The organism is Rhodobacter flavimaris (assembly GCF_021378075.1).
Classification (GTDB): Bacteria; Pseudomonadota; Alphaproteobacteria; order Rhodobacterales; family Rhodobacteraceae; genus Rhodobacter; species Rhodobacter flavimaris.
Genome location: NZ_JAJUOS010000002.1, coordinates 270,380 through 285,189 on the forward strand (window position 1 = coordinate 270,380; position 14,810 = coordinate 285,189).

General features: G+C 63.0%; 15 protein-coding genes, 1 tRNA gene and 1 riboswitch. Of the genes, 7 read left to right on the forward strand and 9 right to left on the reverse strand.

The window, feature by feature from the left end; translation table 11 throughout:
* Positions 1 to 379 precede the first annotated feature (379 nt).
* The 5 genes from LZA78_RS03895 to LZA78_RS03915 form a co-directional block, all read right to left on the reverse strand.
* Entirely contained in the window at positions 380 to 1,066 is a 687-nt protein-coding gene (locus tag LZA78_RS03895) for a hypothetical protein (protein ID WP_233675631.1), read from the reverse strand.
* A 40-nt stretch (positions 1,067 to 1,106) separates the two neighbouring features.
* Positions 1,107 to 1,877 carry a DUF8840 domain-containing protein gene (locus LZA78_RS03900; protein ID WP_233675632.1) on the reverse strand — a complete coding sequence of 257 codons (771 nt, stop codon included), beginning with the start codon at positions 1,875 to 1,877 and terminating at the stop codon, positions 1,107 to 1,109.
* Between the two features lie 3 nt (positions 1,878 to 1,880).
* The gene (gene metK, locus LZA78_RS03905; RefSeq protein WP_233675633.1) at positions 1,881 to 3,077 is read right to left on the reverse strand and encodes a methionine adenosyltransferase; all 1,197 of its coding nucleotides are present in this window, start codon (positions 3,075 to 3,077) and stop codon (positions 1,881 to 1,883) included.
* 84 nt (positions 3,078 to 3,161) lie between these two features.
* Positions 3,162 to 3,524, reverse strand: a complete 363-nt coding sequence (locus tag LZA78_RS03910) for a DUF3293 domain-containing protein (protein WP_233675634.1) — start codon at positions 3,522 to 3,524, stop codon at positions 3,162 to 3,164.
* Between the two features lie 99 nt (positions 3,525 to 3,623).
* Positions 3,624 to 3,726: riboswitch (SAM-I-IV-variant riboswitch) on the reverse strand.
* A gap of 521 nt (positions 3,727 to 4,247) precedes the next feature.
* A tRNA-Leu gene (locus LZA78_RS03915) sits at positions 4,248 to 4,334 on the reverse strand.
* Positions 4,335 to 4,520: 186 nt separating this feature from the next.
* Here LZA78_RS03915 and lipB point away from each other — a divergent pair.
* From lipB to ctaD, 3 genes are all read left to right on the forward strand, one after another.
* Positions 4,521 to 5,195, forward strand: a complete 675-nt coding sequence (lipB, locus tag LZA78_RS03920; RefSeq protein WP_233675635.1) for a lipoyl(octanoyl) transferase LipB — start codon at positions 4,521 to 4,523, stop codon at positions 5,193 to 5,195.
* 117 nt (positions 5,196 to 5,312) lie between these two features.
* Positions 5,313 to 5,717, forward strand: coding sequence for a c-type cytochrome (locus tag LZA78_RS03925; RefSeq protein ID WP_233675636.1), 405 nt, complete (start codon positions 5,313 to 5,315; stop codon positions 5,715 to 5,717).
* 195 nt (positions 5,718 to 5,912) lie between these two features.
* A complete protein-coding gene (gene ctaD / locus LZA78_RS03930) occupies positions 5,913 to 7,583 on the forward strand; it encodes a cytochrome c oxidase subunit I (RefSeq protein WP_233675637.1) in 1,671 nt (556 codons plus the stop codon).
* Between the two features lie 51 nt (positions 7,584 to 7,634).
* Here the strand turns inward: ctaD and LZA78_RS03935 are convergent, their stop codons facing one another.
* Positions 7,635 to 8,009 (reverse strand): hypothetical protein, encoded by a 375-nt coding sequence (locus LZA78_RS03935; RefSeq protein WP_233675638.1) that lies wholly within the window; start codon positions 8,007 to 8,009, stop codon positions 7,635 to 7,637.
* Between the two features lie 131 nt (positions 8,010 to 8,140).
* Between LZA78_RS03935 and LZA78_RS03940 the strand changes: the two genes are divergently transcribed.
* Positions 8,141 to 8,626, forward strand: coding sequence for a DUF2244 domain-containing protein (locus LZA78_RS03940; RefSeq protein ID WP_233675639.1), 486 nt, complete (start codon positions 8,141 to 8,143; stop codon positions 8,624 to 8,626).
* A 37-nt stretch (positions 8,627 to 8,663) separates the two neighbouring features.
* Here LZA78_RS03940 and LZA78_RS03945 read toward each other — a convergent pair whose 3' ends face one another.
* On the reverse strand, positions 8,664 to 9,281 hold the full coding sequence (locus LZA78_RS03945) for a hypothetical protein (protein WP_233675640.1): 618 nt from the start codon (positions 9,279 to 9,281) through the stop codon (positions 8,664 to 8,666).
* Positions 9,282 to 9,533: 252 nt separating this feature from the next.
* Complete coding sequence (locus LZA78_RS03950) at positions 9,534 to 9,992, reverse strand: GatB/YqeY domain-containing protein (RefSeq protein ID WP_233675641.1); 459 nt, start codon at positions 9,990 to 9,992, stop codon at positions 9,534 to 9,536.
* 170 nt (positions 9,993 to 10,162) lie between these two features.
* On the opposite strand from LZA78_RS03950, the gene carA reads away from it, so the two are divergent.
* Both carA and LZA78_RS03960 read left to right on the forward strand, forming a co-directional pair.
* On the forward strand, positions 10,163 to 11,329 hold the full coding sequence (gene carA / locus LZA78_RS03955; RefSeq protein ID WP_233675642.1) for a glutamine-hydrolyzing carbamoyl-phosphate synthase small subunit: 1,167 nt from the start codon (positions 10,163 to 10,165) through the stop codon (positions 11,327 to 11,329).
* Positions 11,330 to 11,463: 134 nt separating this feature from the next.
* A complete protein-coding gene (locus LZA78_RS03960; protein WP_233675643.1) occupies positions 11,464 to 13,392 on the forward strand; it encodes a glycosyltransferase in 1,929 nt (642 codons plus the stop codon).
* On the opposite strand, the gene LZA78_RS03965 is transcribed toward LZA78_RS03960, so the two are convergent.
* Entirely contained in the window at positions 13,352 to 13,990 is a 639-nt protein-coding gene (locus tag LZA78_RS03965; RefSeq protein ID WP_233675644.1) for a GntR family transcriptional regulator, read from the reverse strand. The two genes, LZA78_RS03960 and LZA78_RS03965, sit on opposite strands and share 41 nt — an antisense overlap.
* Before the next feature lie 115 nt (positions 13,991 to 14,105).
* Here LZA78_RS03965 and LZA78_RS03970 point away from each other — a divergent pair, with 115 nt between their 5' ends.
* Positions 14,106 to 14,756, forward strand: a complete 651-nt coding sequence (locus LZA78_RS03970; protein ID WP_233675645.1) for a pyrimidine 5'-nucleotidase — start codon at positions 14,106 to 14,108, stop codon at positions 14,754 to 14,756.
* The last annotated feature ends 54 nt before the right edge of the window (positions 14,757 to 14,810 follow it).

The window sequence follows — 14,810 nt, forward strand, 5'->3', positions numbered from 1 at the left end:
TTCGTTGGTAGTCACCTGTATAAACGACAGAAGTCATCACACATACGGTCAACTCGTCGACAGAGTTAGAACCTTTGATTTGTCGCAACTCTGGAAAGCAAATGCTTTTCTGGAAGACAACTGGATTCTTGTCTTTAAAATAAGCGGATGGCGTCCAGACCTAATTCCGAAGAACAACATAGAGTATGTCGCCGAACCTCAAGGCTCGGGCAAGCTATTGGCATGGAGAGCACGAGCTCCAGCCACAGAAGCCACGGGCTTTATGCACTTCGCCAATCATTTTGAGACGCGGCTTCTTTCGTTGTCCTAGGTGTTTAATTCCAGATTTATATGGTGCGATCCATTCATGGGATTGAAGGGAAGCACTTTAGGACCGAGATCAACCCTCCATTCTCTCGAAAATGAACGGGAGATCTCGCCCACGCACGACGCGCAGAGCGTTTTCGACGGAGCCATTCAGCTCGGCCCCTCGATAGTTGCTCCCTGGTTGATCTCCTTCGATGAGGCCGATGTCGAGCGCGTCGAGTAAGTCCCCATCGACACTGTATGCGAAAAATTCGAAGGCGAACCTTCGCCCATCAATCGGACGCGCGATATCGTTGCCGCCCTCCTCCTCGTAGCTGACCTCTTGCGTGAACCACGCATGCAGTTCTCGGCGAAGCTTTACGTCCTCCTCAGGGCGCAATGTGGACAGGAATTCGTGGACCTCGTCCGTACCCCAGTCATCGAGCCAGCGACCCTCGTCCTCTAACTCCTGCGAGAAGTTGTAGACATACCCTCGCAATTCTTCGATGCGATCGAGCAGATCCCAAAGCAATTCTCCCTCGGCGATTTCCTCGGGTTCCACGTCATAAGCCGTGTAGCGATCCCTCGAGGGCTCGTAGTTCAGAAGCCAGAGATCGCCGTCCGCCTTGACGCCGAACCGGAGCGGCTCTCGCCGCAGAAGCTCGGATGCAGTCGCGAGAGTCTCGGGTATGGCCTCCGCGTCCGAGGGAACTGAAGCCAAGGGCAGAAGGCCCAAAGCGAGGATGATTTTCACGCAGTCACGACGAGTGAAGCCGGTCATAGAAATGGTCCTTATGATCTCGATGTATGAGAGCAGCAGATCACTGCAGATACGCTGGCTGAAGCCCGGTCCAGGCCGCTTGCAGCGCGTGACCGCGCCAGAGTGGCCGCGCGGCACCTGACGCCTGCGCAGATGACCCCTGCTCGACGGCGGAAAGCCGCACCCCCACAAAAAACCCATGCGTCCCCCTCAACGCCGGGCTCCGCACCATTTCGAGGATATGGGACGGCCGAGCCGGAAACGGCTCCAGGTCCCGGCTCGCACGCAACACGATCCAGGAGCGCCCCTTGGAACCTTCGAACCAGATCGACGGATCGATTTTCGGATCGACCTGAACGGTCAGGCTGGTCACCCCGCACTCAGCGGCGAGCTGCATCTGGACGACCTGAACCGCCATGCTGTGCAACTCCCAATCCGTCATCTCGATCAGCGCGTCGCTCACGAGCGCCGGCGGATCGACCGGCAAACCGGTATAGGCATCGACGAGCCCCCATCCCGGCAGGTCGGGACGCCAGCCAGCCGCGCCCCGACGCATCGGCATCAAGCAGGCATGACCCTGCGAGCCGGTGGAGATGCGATCGAGCAGCGAACGATCCCCCGGCATGGCAAGACGTCTGTCGACATCCTCGAGGCGGATGAAGAACAGCTGGTTGCCGAGCCGGAACGATAGATGCTCGAGGAAGGGCGGCGTCACCGTCCGCTTGAGCCAGTAGGGGAACCCGGGCGGCAGGCACGACGCGAGATGTTCGCCAGCGGCGGTGAAGCAGGCCACGAAGTCATCGCTCGGATCATCGGGTCGAAAGGTAAACATCGCTCAGGCCTCCATGTCGACGGACGACTGCTCGATGGGCGCGCGCCCCCCTTCAAGCGGCTCGGCAAGTCTCTCCCCCGCGCGGAGCGGCGCTTCCCAGGGCAGATCGTCTCTCCCGAAATGACCGAAGACGGCCGTGGGCGCGAAGATCGGTCGCCGCAAGCCGAGCCGGTGAATGATCGCCTGCGGCTTAAAGGCCGCCTCGAGATCGATGCCCTCCTCGGCGTAGCGCCCGAGGATCTCGCGCGCCGAGATCGCGCCCTCCGCATCGATGGCGAGGCTCACGGGAGCAGCGCGGCCGATCGCATAGGCGATCTGCACCTCGCAACTACGCGCCCATCCCCGCGTAATGACGTCGCGCGCGAGCTGGCGCGCGGCGTAGGCGGCCGAGCGATCGACCTTGGTGGCGTCCTTGCCCGAGAAGGCCCCGCCGCCATGCCGTGCAGCGCCGCCATAAGTATCGACGATGATCTTGCGCCCGGTGAGCCCGGCATCCGCAGCGGGTCCGCCATGGATGAAGCTGCCTGCTGGATTGAGATGCAGGCGAATCTGATCGTTCCAGAGATCGCCTAGCGTCGGTCGGACGACCTCTTCGCGCATAAGCTCCCGCAAGTCTTCGAGCCGTAGGTCCAGTGCGTGCTGGCTCGACAGGACGACGTCGGTGATCCCCAGAACGCGTCCCCTGTCGCGCGCCACGGTGACCTGGGCTTTCGCGTCGGGTCCGAGCGCATGGCAGAGCGATCCGCGACGGAGGACGTCATGGCGGCGCATCAGCGCATGGGCGAGCGCGATCGGCAGCGGCATGGCGTTCGGGGTCTCTGCGGTGGCGTAGCCGAACATCAGCCCCTGGTCCCCTGCCCCGCTGTCGTCACGCCCGACGCCCGCTGCGATTTCCGGGGACTGTACCGAAAGCTCGGACTGGATCTCGAGCCGATCGAGATCCAGCCCCCAGGTCGGATCACCGTAGCCGATCTGCGCTAGAACGTGCCGGGCGATCGCCTCGGCGTCGATCCGCGCCTCGGTCGAGATCTCTCCGAGCAGAAAGAGCCGATGGCCTTTAATCGCAGTCTCGACGGCGACGCGCGACCCGGGATCCTGAGCGAGGCAGGCATCCAAGATCGCATCGGAGATCTGGTCGCAGATCTTGTCCGGATGTCCAGCCGAAACGCTCTCGGAGGTGAATAGCGAAGTCTCGAACATGTCGTTGTCCTCTCTTTAGTGCTTTTGCCAGGATGGCTGGGCGCACAATCTGAAGTTCAAATGCCCGTAGTTGAGGTTAATCGTTCAACGCGTCAGCGCGATGAATGGGGGCTTGCCGATTTCGAAGCAGAGAAATGCGCTCTGGCCAAATGCGCGCGCCAGTTCGAACGCGGTATCGAGGGATAGACCGAGGCAGCAAAAGCTACGCTCCGCGCGACATGTGCCATCTCTGCGCCGCCCCTCGGCATCGAGGTATTGGACCTTCATCGCCTCGAGCTTCACCTCAAGGCGGCGCTGCACCGCGTCGTTCTCGGCTAGGCTGCATAGCTGGCTTTCTGGGTTCCAGGCGGTCAGAACTTCCCCGGTCGTTGCGCCATGGTTACGCAGCAGTTTGTCGATCCGATCATCGCAGACGCCGACCTGAGCAACGCAGGGCGGCTCGCTCATGATCACGTAGTCGGTCGCCTCGTAAGCCGCAAAAAGCTCTGCCGCGCTACCCAATGAAAAACCCTCCGTCGCTGTGGCGAGGAGGGCTGACGACGTAACCTACGACCCCTTGGTTGCCCATCGGCCGCATCCCCTTTCGGGAACCACCTTGCCGGGTCTCGGCAGGTTGGCGTGGACGTCAGCCCAACTCTTGATGCTGATCCTTGGGTACTCCAACCGCCAAACGCAGTCAAGCGCTGCTAAACCTGCCTCCGAATAGTCCCCGAGCGAGGCAGAAATTCGGAGCAAATGCCAGAAATCCGACAAGACCGTTTCGCACCCTAGTTCGGAGGGAAACCCGAACAGATGCTGACCAGCAATTCGTGCGAACTCAACCAACCACGCCCGGATGTCCGCGCTGCCAAATGTTATCTGTTCTGATGTGAGCCTGTCGTGGTCTCTTCACCAAGAACTTGCTCTAACTGCTGGCTTGAAAGCGAACAAATCACACGTCCCGAGTTTGCGATGGAATCAATGCTGAAGATGCTCTGGTCGGCGCCTACGCACCCCAGAACGCTGCGAATCAATCCCGGAATCCCCTTGATAAGCAACGCTTTTCTGGAGCTGCTGCAGAGCTGCTTCCACGCGAATGAACGCCTAACATAGTCTTGGGGATATTTTGGGGGATAGGCTTCCTGTAGAAACCTATAACATTATGTTTTTCTTCTATTTTTCGAAGAAAAATGGTGCGGTCGAGAAGACTCGAACTTCCACGGGAGTTACCCCACAGCGACCTCAACGCTGCGCGTCTACCAATTCCGCCACGACCGCACTGTCTTGGCTGGTGTGGCGGGGTATTAGCCGAGGCTTTCGCCGATGAAAAGCGGATTTTTCGCTCTTGGCGGAAATTCTTTCGCGCCCCGCGCGCAGCCCTTGCAGGCAAAGGCTTGCAGCGTAATTGCCTTGAGCGCGCGCGGCTCTTCCCCTAACCCAGAAGGCCTGACACCGGAGGCGCATATGGTCGAGTGGATCCGTTCCGACACCCCCGTTCCCTATGAAGAGGCATTGGCCTTCATGGAGGCGCGCGTGGCCGCCATCGCCGCTGGCACGGCGGATGAGGCAATCTGGCTGCTCGAGCACCCGCCGCTCTATACCGCCGGCACCTCGGCCCGGCGCGAGGATCTGGTCGATCCCGACCGCTTCCCCGTCTATGAGGCCGGTCGCGGCGGGCAATATACCTATCACGGCCCCGGCCAGCGCATCGTTTACGTCATGCTCGACCTCAACCGGCGCGGGCGCGACGTGCGCTGCTTCGTGCGCCAGCTCGAACGCTGGGTGATCGACACCTTGGCCGAGTTCAACGTCACCGGCGAAATACGCGACGGCCGTGTCGGCGTCTGGGTGGCCCGCCCCGAGAAAGGTACCGGCCCCGATGGCCAGCCCGCCGAGGACAAGATCGCCGCCATCGGCGTCAAGCTACGTCGCTGGGTCAGCTTTCACGGCATCTCGATCAACGTCGAGCCGGACCTGAGCCATTTCGGGGGAATCATCCCGTGCGGCATCCGCGATCATGGCGTCACCAGCCTTGTCGATCTGGGCCTGCCGGTCACCATGGAGGACCTGGACGCGGCGCTGGCGCGCAGCTTCGGCCCGGTCTTCGACGATGGTCGAATACCCGACCGCTGCGAATGACGGAAATGTTGCTGACGCGACCTTTTGCCCCGTGGTAAGAGGGGGCAACGCCCTTTATGCGGCGTAACCGCCCTCCCGGAATCGCCGGGCCAAGATCAGTTATTTAAGGAAGAAGCGATGAAGATCAGCCTTTACGCCACCCTCGCCGCTGTGGCCCTTGCCACGCCCTCCTTTGCCGGTGACGCAGCCGTCGGCGAGAAGACCTTTGGCAAGTGCAAATCCTGCCACATGATCGTTGCGCCCGATGGCACCGAGATCGTCAAGGGCGGCAAGGTCGGCCCGAACCTCTACGGCGTCGTGGGCCGCGCGGCTGCCTCGGTTGAAGGCTTCAAATACGGCGACGGCATCATGAAAGCCGCCGAGAACGGCCTGGTCTGGGACGAAGCCCTGATCGCCGAATACGTCGTCGATCCGACCAAGTTCATCGACACCCATGGCGGCGAAGGCAAGTCGAAGATGACCTTCAAGCTGGCCAAGGGCGGCGAAGACGTCGCGGCCTACCTGGCTTCGGTCGCCCAGTAATTTCCTGCCCCGCAGGAACAGGCCCGGTCGGAGCAACCTCTGGCCGGGCCTTTCTTTTTCCGCATGCCGCAGTGCCGCGACATTTTTTCGCAGTTTGCGCGCATCTGTGATTGCTGAGCGACAATTTGCCCATTACCCTGCGCCGATGCGGCCCGTGAACGGGAGATATCGGGCTGTGCGAAAAGGGAGATCACTATGGCGGACGCAGCCGTTCACGGCCACGGCGACCATGACACTCGCGGGTTCTTTACCCGTTGGTTCATGTCGACCAATCACAAGGATATCGGGATTCTCTATCTCTTCACCGCGGGGGTCGTCGGCCTCATCTCGGTGATCTTCACCGTTTACATGCGGATGGAGCTGATGGAGCCGGGCGTGCAATACATGTGTGCCGAGGGCGCACGCTTCATCGCTTCGGATGCGGAATGCACCCCGAACGGACATCTGTGGAACGTGATGATCACCTATCACGGCGTGCTGATGATGTTCTTCGTCGTCATCCCCGCGTTGTTCGGCGGTTTCGGCAACTATTTCATGCCGCTGCACATCGGTGCGCCGGACATGGCCTTCCCGCGCCTCAACAACCTCAGCTACTGGCTCTATGTTGTCGGTGTGGCGCTTGGCGTGGCCTCGCTGCTGGCGCCGGGCGGCAACGGGCAGTCGGGCTCGGGCGTGGGCTGGGTGCTTTACCCGCCGCTTTCGACCAATGAGGCCGGCTATTCGATGGACCTCGCGATCTTCGCGGTCCACGTCTCGGGCGCCTCGTCGATCCTCGGTGCGATCAACATGATCACCACCTTCCTGAACATGCGTGCCCCCGGCATGACCATGCACAAGGTGCCGCTGTTCGGCTGGTCGATCTTCGTCACCTCGTGGCTGATCCTGCTGTCGCTGCCGGTTCTGGCGGGCGCGATCACCATGCTGCTGATGGACCGTAACTTCGGCACGACCTTCTTCCACCCGGAAGGCGGCGGTGACCCGATCCTCTATCAGCACATCCTGTGGTTCTTCGGTCACCCCGAGGTCTACATCATCATCCTGCCGGGCTTCGGCATCATCAGCCACGTCATCGCCACCTTCGCGCGCAAGCCGATCTTCGGCTACCTGCCGATGGTCTACGCGATGGTCGCGATCGGGGTTCTGGGCTTCGTCGTCTGGGCGCACCACATGTACACCGTGGGCATGTCGCTCCAGCAGCAAAGCTACTTCATGCTGGCCACGATGGTCATCGCGGTGCCCACGGGCGTCAAGGTCTTCTCCTGGATCGCAACGATGTGGGGCGGCTCGATCGAGTTCAAGACGCCGATGCTCTGGGCCTTCGGCTTCCTCTTCCTGTTCACCGTGGGCGGCGTGACCGGCGTGGTGCTCAGCCAGGCTCCGCTCGACCGCGTCTATCACGACACCTACTACGTCGTGGCGCACTTCCACTACGTGATGTCGCTTGGCGCAGTCTTCGGGATCTTCGCCGGGGTCTACTTCTGGATCGGCAAGATGTCGGGCCGTCAGTATCCGGAATGGGCGGGCAAAGTGCACTTCTGGATGATGTTCATCGGTTCGAACCTCATCTTCTTCCCGCAGCACTTCCTGGGCCGTCAGGGGATGCCGCGCCGCTACATCGACTATCCGGAGGCCTTCGCCTACTGGAACAAGATCTCATCGATCGGCGCTTTCATCTCGTTCGCCTCGTTCCTGTTCTTCATCGGCATCGTGTTCTACACCCTCACCCGCGGTGCGCGCGTGACCGAGAACAACTACTGGAACGAGTACGCGGACACGCTGGAATGGACCCTGCCCTCGCCGCCGCCCGAGCACACGTTCGAGCAGCTGCCGAAGCGTGAGGACTGGGATCACTCGCACGCCCACTAAGGCACGAACAGAATGAAAGACGGCCCCGGAGCGATCCGGGGCCGTTTGCATTCAGCCCCTCGGCAACACCCGGAGCGCAACCAGCGCAAGCACCGCCCAGATCAGGATGCGCAGGCTCATCGCGCCCAGCGTGCGCATCTCATAGGCGCCGCCACCCGCGATGTGAAACGCCAGCGCCGCACCCACCCCTAGGCTTGCCAGAAACACCGCCAGCGACAGCGGCCGGGCATAGCGCCGCCCCGCCCATAGCCCCCAGCCCGCAACCATATAGGCAAAGCCCGCAAGGAAGTTGAACCACAGCACGAAGTGCACAACCGCCCCCATGTCCTTGCCGCCAAACAGTGCCGCCCCGCCGGAAAACAGCGTCAGCGCGCCGAAGACCAGCGCGACGCCGCCGGCCACTCTCAGCCCCATCGAACTGCTCATGCAAATCCTCCTCCGTTTGCCACAGGGTAGCGCCGCGCGCCCCTTCGCGGGATGCGGCATGGTTTCCAGCCAAGGCTTGCGCCCTGCCCCCGCGCGCCCTTAGGCTGCGACTTGCGCGAACGAGGGAGGCGATGCCCTACAGATGGTCCGAAGATGAGGCCGGAATGGTCAGGCTGAGGCTCTGGCCCTATCGGTCGCTGCCCAAGCGCGGCTTCGTTGCCTTCATCGGCGCGACCGCCGCGTTCCTTGCCGTGCCACTGCTGGCTGTTCTGGGCTCGATGATCCTCTGGGCGCTGCTGCCCTTCCTGCTGGCCACGATCTGGGCGATGTGGTTCGCGCTGGCGCGCTCTTACCGCTCGGGCGAGGTGCTCGAGGAAATGACGCTGAGTGCCGAGCGCATCACGCTGACCCATCGCCCCCGAGGAAGCGAACCGCTTCAGTGGGAGGCCGAACCCTACTGGGTCCAGCTTCAGCTGCACCCTTTGGGCGGGCCCGTGCCAAGCTATCTGACCCTGCGCGGAGCTGGGCGCGAGGTGGAACTCGGGCGCTTCCTCAGCGCAGAAGAGCGCGAGGCGCTGGCGACGGAGCTGCGCGCAAGGTTGGCGGCCCTGCGATAGGCTCCGCGCGGCGCCCTTACGCCTCGCGCCGCGTCATCTACTGCACCGGTATCATCAGATGCGCATAGGGCGTGTCTGCCCACATCACATATGGCGCGCCGGTATCCGGCGTTGCATTCGTCGGGTAGCCCGTCATCAATTCGGTCGCGTTCATGATCATCACGTGCGGGCCGGTCGATATCCAGCTGTTCCCGTCCGCGGGCGCTGTCGCATAGGGGTCGGTGTTGCTGGCGTCCGTCCCCCCCTCAAGCATGTACATGAATCCAACCTTGCCCTTCGGCGGCTCGGTCTTGCCGATCCAGGCCATCGCCCATTCCATCGCATTGGCATCGCCGCACATCGGATCTGGGCCGGGGGTTGCCGGAGAATCCGGCATGCACCACCAACCATTGGTGCCATCACGCAGAGTCTTCATCTGGCCAGTCTCGTCGATCGCAAACACCGTCGCCGCCGAAGACACCGCCGCAGGTGCGGCGGATTCCGCGCTCGCGATCATCTCTTCGGCGCTCTGCGCCAAGGCCTCGCCTGCCAGCATCCCGATGGCAGGCAAGGTAACAAAAACGGATCGTACTCCCATGATTACCCTCCCTTTCAGAGTGAATACGAAATCCTCGCCGGATCGCCCCGCACCGAGATCGGGCAACAACGCTGTCATGGATGCGCAAAAACAGGCGCGCCAACCGGCAGCACCGTCAATTCTCCAACTCACAGGAACGTCGCTCGCGTCTCGCCCTCCCTACGGAGGCGACCGACGCGCGAAATCATAGCCGATTCCCGGCGAATTTTCCATGGGCCCGCAAGCGGCGTCCCGGGTTGCAGGCATGAAAAAGGGGGCCGTGGCCCCCTTTGCTCATATGCGTGGTTTCTGCATGCCCTGTGCATGGGTTCTGCACAGGCCGAAACACCCTCAGCCGAGCTTGTCTTTCACCATCGGCCCGACGGCGCCGAAATCCATCTGGCCGGTGTATTTCGCCTTCAGCTCGCCCATCACCCGGCCCATGTCGCGGATCGAGCTGGCGCCGACCTTGGCGATGGCCTTGTCGATGGCTTCCGAGACTTCCTCTGCCTCAAGCTGGCGCGGCAGGAATTCCTCGATGACGCGGGCTTCGCCCATTTCCTTCTCGGCCAGTTCCAGCCGCCCACCCTCTTCGAAGGCGCGCGCGGACTCCTGGCGCTGCTTGACCATCTTGCCCAGGATCGCCAGCACCTCTGCATCGCCGACCGAGCCCCCGTCGCCGGTCCCGCGCAGCGCGATCTCGCGATCCTTGATGGCCGCATTGATCAGGCGCAGCGTCGAAAGCCGCTCCTGCTCTTTCATCTTCATCGCATCCTTGAGCGCCGTGGCAATTCGCTCGCGCATGTCCATAGGGTCGTCCTCGTGTCAGAACCAAGGGCGCCAGAATAACCGCAAGCGCAGCCGGGCGCAATCTTGCTAACTTGTTGAATTCATTACGCAACAGGAATAATCCTTACCCCCTTGACCCCGACGCCCTCCCCCCGTAGGTTCCAGCAGATTTTGCCCCGGGGAGTCGCACCATGCCTGCAAGCCACCAGTCATCGGAAAAACCCACCGCGCTGATCGCGCTGGCAGATGGGCAGTTGTTCTACGGCAAGGGCTTCGGCGCCGTGGGCGAGACCGTGGCCGAGCTGGTGTTCAACACCGCCATGACCGGCTACCAGGAGATCATGACCGACCCGTCCTATGCCGGTCAGGTCGTCACCTTCACCTTCCCGCATGTCGGCAACGTCGGCGTGAACGCCGAGGATGACGAGACGACCGATCCGGTCGCCGCGGGCCTCGTGGTCAAATGGGACCCGACCGAGCCGTCGAACTGGCGCTCCTCAGAAGACCTCGTGCATTGGCTGGTCAAGCGCGGCCGCATCGGCGTGGGTGGCATCGACACCCGCCGACTGACCCGCGCGATCCGTCAGCAAGGCGCTCCGCATGTGGCGCTGGCGCACAACCCGAATGGCGAGTTCGACATCGAGGCGCTGGTCAAGAAGGCGCGCGACTGGAAGGGCCTTGTCGGTCTTGATCTCGCCAAGGACGTCACCTGCGCGCAAAGCTATCGCTGGGATGAAAAGCGTTGGGCCTGGCCCGAGGGCTATTCCAAGCGGACCGAGCCGGGCCTCAAGGTCGTGGCCGTGGATTACGGCGCCAAGCGCAACATCCTGCGCTGCCTCGCCTCGGCGGGGTGCGATGTGACCGTTCTGCCCGCGACCGCGACCGCCGAGGACGTGCTCGCGCTCAATCCCGATGGCGTGTTCCTTTCGAACGGCCCGGGCGACCCGGCGGCGACCGGCGCCTATGCCGTGCCGATGATCCAAGGCGTGTTGGAAAAAGACCTGCCGGTTTTCGGCATCTGCCTTGGCCACCAGATGCTGGCGCTGGCGCTTGGCGCCAAGACCATCAAGATGAACCACGGGCACCATGGCGCGAACCACCCGGTGAAAGACCTCACCACCGGTAAGGTCGAGATCACCTCGATGAACCACGGTTTCGCAGTCGATGCGCAGACCCTGCCCGCAGGCGTGACCGAGACGCATATCTCACTCTTCGACGGGTCGAACTGCGGCATCGCGATGAAGGATCGCCCGGTGTTCTCGGTGCAGTATCACCCCGAGGCCAGCCCCGGCCCGCAGGACAGCTACTACCTGTTCGACCGCTTCGCCGAGGCCATGCGCGCCCGCCGCAGCGCCTGATTGCAGTTACACCACGAAAAGCCCCCTTCGGCCCGCGCCGGAGGGGGCTTTTCTTTTGAGTTAACGACTTATTAACCCTCTTTGGGAATGCTCGACCCAGGCCCCGCGCGGCCACTATAGGCGGCATCACCTCAATGACACAACTTCAGGTTGCTTTCGTTTCGGATCAGGCCACCCCGCCTGTCGTTCCGATCGAAACGCACCCGCCTCCGCCCTCTTTGGGGCAAGTCCTGCTGAAACAGGGGGCGGTTCAGCCGCCGGACCTGCTGCGCGCGCTCGAAATTCGCAAGCGGCATGATCTTCCGCTCGCCGAAGTGCTTCTGGCGCATGGATGGGTCACCGAGACTCAACTGATCGCCGCGCAGGCCGAGCTATTCAGCCTATCCGTCGTTGACCTTGCCGCGCAGCCCCCGGACCCGCGCCTGATCGACGCTCTCGGGGCCGAGCATTGCCTGAAAGATCGCATCCTGCCCTGGCGGCGCATCGCGGGCGTCACCCTCGTTGCAACCGCGCGCCCCGAGGAATTCGCGCGGGTCGCCGAGCGTCTCTCGGCCCTTCTCGGCCCCTGCCGGATGGTGCTTGCCGCACCATCCGCGCTCGACGCCGCCATTTTCGCCTGCCGCCGCACCGCGCTGATCCGCCGGGCCGAGACCTGCGTCGCCCCCCACGAAAGCTGCCGTTCCCTGGCTGGGGGGCGCGTCAGCCGCGCGGCTCTTGGCGTCCTTGTCGCATTGGCGATCGGCCTCTGGCTGGCGCCCCCCATCGTTTACGCGGCCCTCTTCGGCTGGACGATCCTGACCCTGATCGCAACCGTGGGCCTCAAACTGATCTCCTGGCTAGCCGAGATGAGGGCGCAGGCACGGCCAGCCCCGCCCCGTGTTCCCGTCGCGAAGCTACCGACAATCTCGGTCATGGTGCCGCTGTTTCATGAAACCGATATCGCGCCCCGGCTAATCGCCCGGCTTGAACGGCTCGACTACCCGCGCGAACGGCTCGATATCGTTCTGGTCGTCGAGGAAGCCGATCGCATGACGCAGGCCGCGCTGACGCAAACGCCCCTGCCGCATTGGATGCGGATCGTCTCGGTGCCCGAGGGGCCGATCAAGACCAAGCCGCGCGCCCTGAACTATGCGCTGACGCTGTGCCGAGGCTCGATCATCGGAGTCTATGACGCCGAGGACATGCCCGACCCGGCGCAGCTGCGCTTGGTGGCGGCACATTTCGCCGTGGCCGATCCGAAACTCGCCTGCCTTCAGGGGATGCTCGATTACTACAACCCGCGCACCAACTGGCTGTCGCGCTGTTTCACCATCGAGTATGCGGCCTGGTTTCGGGCGATGCTGCCGGGTCTCGGGCGGTTGGGGCTGGTTATTCCGCTTGGCGGGACCACCCTGTTCTTTCGCCGCGAGATCCTTGAGGAGCTTGGCGGCTGGGACGCGCATAACGTGACCGAGGATGCGGATCTGGGGCTACGCCTCGCGCGGCACGGCTACCGCACCGAGGTCATCCCCACCGTCACGCATGAAGAGGCGAACTGCCGCGCCCTGCCCTGGATCCGGCAACGCTCACGCTGGCTCAAGGGCTATGCGATGACCTGGGCCGTTCATATGCGCAACCCTGTGCGGTTCTGGCGCGAACTTGGGGCGAAACGGTTCATCGGGATTCAGATACTGATGCTGGGCGGGCTGTCGCAATACCTGCTGGCCCCGCTGCTCTGGAGCTTTTGGCTGATGCCGTTTGGCATCTGGCACCCGGTCGAGGCACTGATGAGCCCGGCGATGATCCGCGCGCTCTTTGTCACCTTCACCGTGACCGAGGTCATTCATATCGTCGTCGGCATCTGGGCCCTGCGTAGGCGAGAGCATCGATTCCTGATCCCCTGGGTGCCGATGCTGCACTTCTATTTCCCGCTCGGGGCGCTGGCGGGTTGGAAGGCGATCTACGAGGTCGTCGCCAAGCCGTTCTACTGGGACAAGACGGCCCACGGGCTTTACGACGCGCCGCAGGCCACACGGGGCCGCGTCAACCGCGCCGCTGGCGCCCGTTCGCCGCGTCGAGCTTGAGCCGCGTCTCGAAGGCTTTCGAGATATGCGCCTGCAAGGCCATCGCCGCGCCATCTTCATCACCGTTGCGGATGGCATCCACAATCGCCTGATGCTCAGCCAGCGCGGTCTCGCCCCGGCCTTCGGCCGCAAGCGAGGTGGTCGCCACCAGCGCCATGGAGCGGTGCACGAGATCAAGCTGCTGCACCAGATAGCGATTATGCGACGCCAGGTGGATCTGCTTATGGAACCGCTTGTTCGCCCGCGAAAGAGCAACTGGATCGCCGACATGCTTGCGATCCTCCTCGACCATGTCCTGCAGGACGCGCACCTCTTCGGGGGCCGCATGCTTGGCCGCCAACCGCGCGGCCAGCGCTTCAAGCTCGGCGCGAACCACGTAAAGCTCGGCAAGTTGGTTATGATCGAGCGAGGCGACGATCAAGGACCGCCCGTCGCGCGCCAGCATCGACTGCGTTTCAAGGCGTTGCAGCGCCTCACGCACGGGGGTGCGAGACACGCCGAAGCGTTCGGCGAGTTCCGATTCCACCAGCCGATCGCCCGGCCGGTACACCCCGGCGTCGATCGCTTCGAGGATCAGCGTGTAAGCGTCTTTCTGCATTGGTCTTTCCTTGCCCCGAGGCGGCGAACATTAGGCGCGTGCTCGGGCGGTGACAAGACGCCAATAAGTTGCAGTGCCGATTGCACTTGCCCGGGCGCAGGACTAGCCTTCCGCCATGCCCGCACAAGATTTCGCCCATGTGACCGATTGGGTCTTCGACCTCGACAACACGCTCTACCCGCCCGAGGCGCAGCTTTTCGCGCAGATCGAGGTGCGGATGACCGATTACGTCATGCGCACGCTTGGCATCGACCGCCTCGAGGCTGACCGGCTGCGCCGGCATTACTGGCAGCTTTACGGCACGACGCTCGCGGGCCTCATGCATGAACATAACGTCGATCCCACGCCCTATTTGACGGATGTGCACGAGATCTCGCTTGATCACCTGACCCCGGATTTCGCCCTGCGCGAGGCGATCGCCGCACTGCCGGGGCGCAAGATCGTTTATACCAACGGCTGCGCACCCTATGCCGAGCGGGTGCTGGGCGCGCGTGGCCTGTCGGGCCTGTTCGATGGCATCTACGGGGTCGAGCATGCCGACTTTCACCCCAAGCCGCAGCAGCGCGCCTTCGAGACCGTCTTTGCCAAGGCGGGAATCACCCCTGCGCGCGCGGCCATGTTCGAAGACGATCCGCGCAACCTTGCCGCGCCGCATGCCATGGGGATGCGCACCGTGCATGTGGCCCCCGATCCGGCCCATGAACCGCATATTCAGCACCATACCGCGGATCTTCCACGCTTCCTTGCTGCGCTGCGGCATCACTGAGGCATACTTTCTGCACCTGCGACAAGATGGCGCGGTTACCCACGCGCGCGTGGC

Excerpts from the sequence above, each read along its gene's own strand:
- LZA78_RS03940 (WP_233675639.1), top strand. The coding sequence starts at position 8,141 with ATGCCCTACAGATGGTCCGAAGATGAGGCCGGAATGGTCAGGCTGAGG.
- lipB (WP_233675635.1), top strand. The coding sequence starts at position 4,521 with ATGGTCGAGTGGATCCGTTCCGACACCCCCGTTCCCTATGAAGAGGCA.
- LZA78_RS03965 (WP_233675644.1), bottom strand. The coding sequence starts at position 13,990 with ATGCAGAAAGACGCTTACACGCTGATCCTCGAAGCGATCGACGCCGGG.
- LZA78_RS03945 (WP_233675640.1), bottom strand. The coding sequence starts at position 9,281 with ATGACAGCGTTGTTGCCCGATCTCGGTGCGGGGCGATCCGGCGAGGAT.
- carA (WP_233675642.1), top strand. The coding sequence starts at position 10,163 with ATGCCTGCAAGCCACCAGTCATCGGAAAAACCCACCGCGCTGATCGCG.
- LZA78_RS03910 (WP_233675634.1), bottom strand. The coding sequence starts at position 3,524 with ATGAGCGAGCCGCCCTGCGTTGCTCAGGTCGGCGTCTGCGATGATCGG.
- LZA78_RS03895 (WP_233675631.1), bottom strand. The coding sequence starts at position 1,066 with ATGACCGGCTTCACTCGTCGTGACTGCGTGAAAATCATCCTCGCTTTG.
- metK (WP_233675633.1), bottom strand. The coding sequence starts at position 3,077 with ATGTTCGAGACTTCGCTATTCACCTCCGAGAGCGTTTCGGCTGGACAT.
- LZA78_RS03960 (WP_233675643.1), top strand. The coding sequence starts at position 11,464 with ATGACACAACTTCAGGTTGCTTTCGTTTCGGATCAGGCCACCCCGCCT.
- LZA78_RS03935 (WP_233675638.1), bottom strand. The coding sequence starts at position 8,009 with ATGAGCAGTTCGATGGGGCTGAGAGTGGCCGGCGGCGTCGCGCTGGTC.
- LZA78_RS03970 (WP_233675645.1), top strand. The coding sequence starts at position 14,106 with ATGCCCGCACAAGATTTCGCCCATGTGACCGATTGGGTCTTCGACCTC.
- LZA78_RS03950 (WP_233675641.1), bottom strand. The coding sequence starts at position 9,992 with ATGGACATGCGCGAGCGAATTGCCACGGCGCTCAAGGATGCGATGAAG.
- LZA78_RS03925 (WP_233675636.1), top strand. The coding sequence starts at position 5,313 with ATGAAGATCAGCCTTTACGCCACCCTCGCCGCTGTGGCCCTTGCCACG.
- LZA78_RS03900 (WP_233675632.1), bottom strand. The coding sequence starts at position 1,877 with ATGTTTACCTTTCGACCCGATGATCCGAGCGATGACTTCGTGGCCTGC.
- ctaD (WP_233675637.1), top strand. The coding sequence starts at position 5,913 with ATGGCGGACGCAGCCGTTCACGGCCACGGCGACCATGACACTCGCGGG.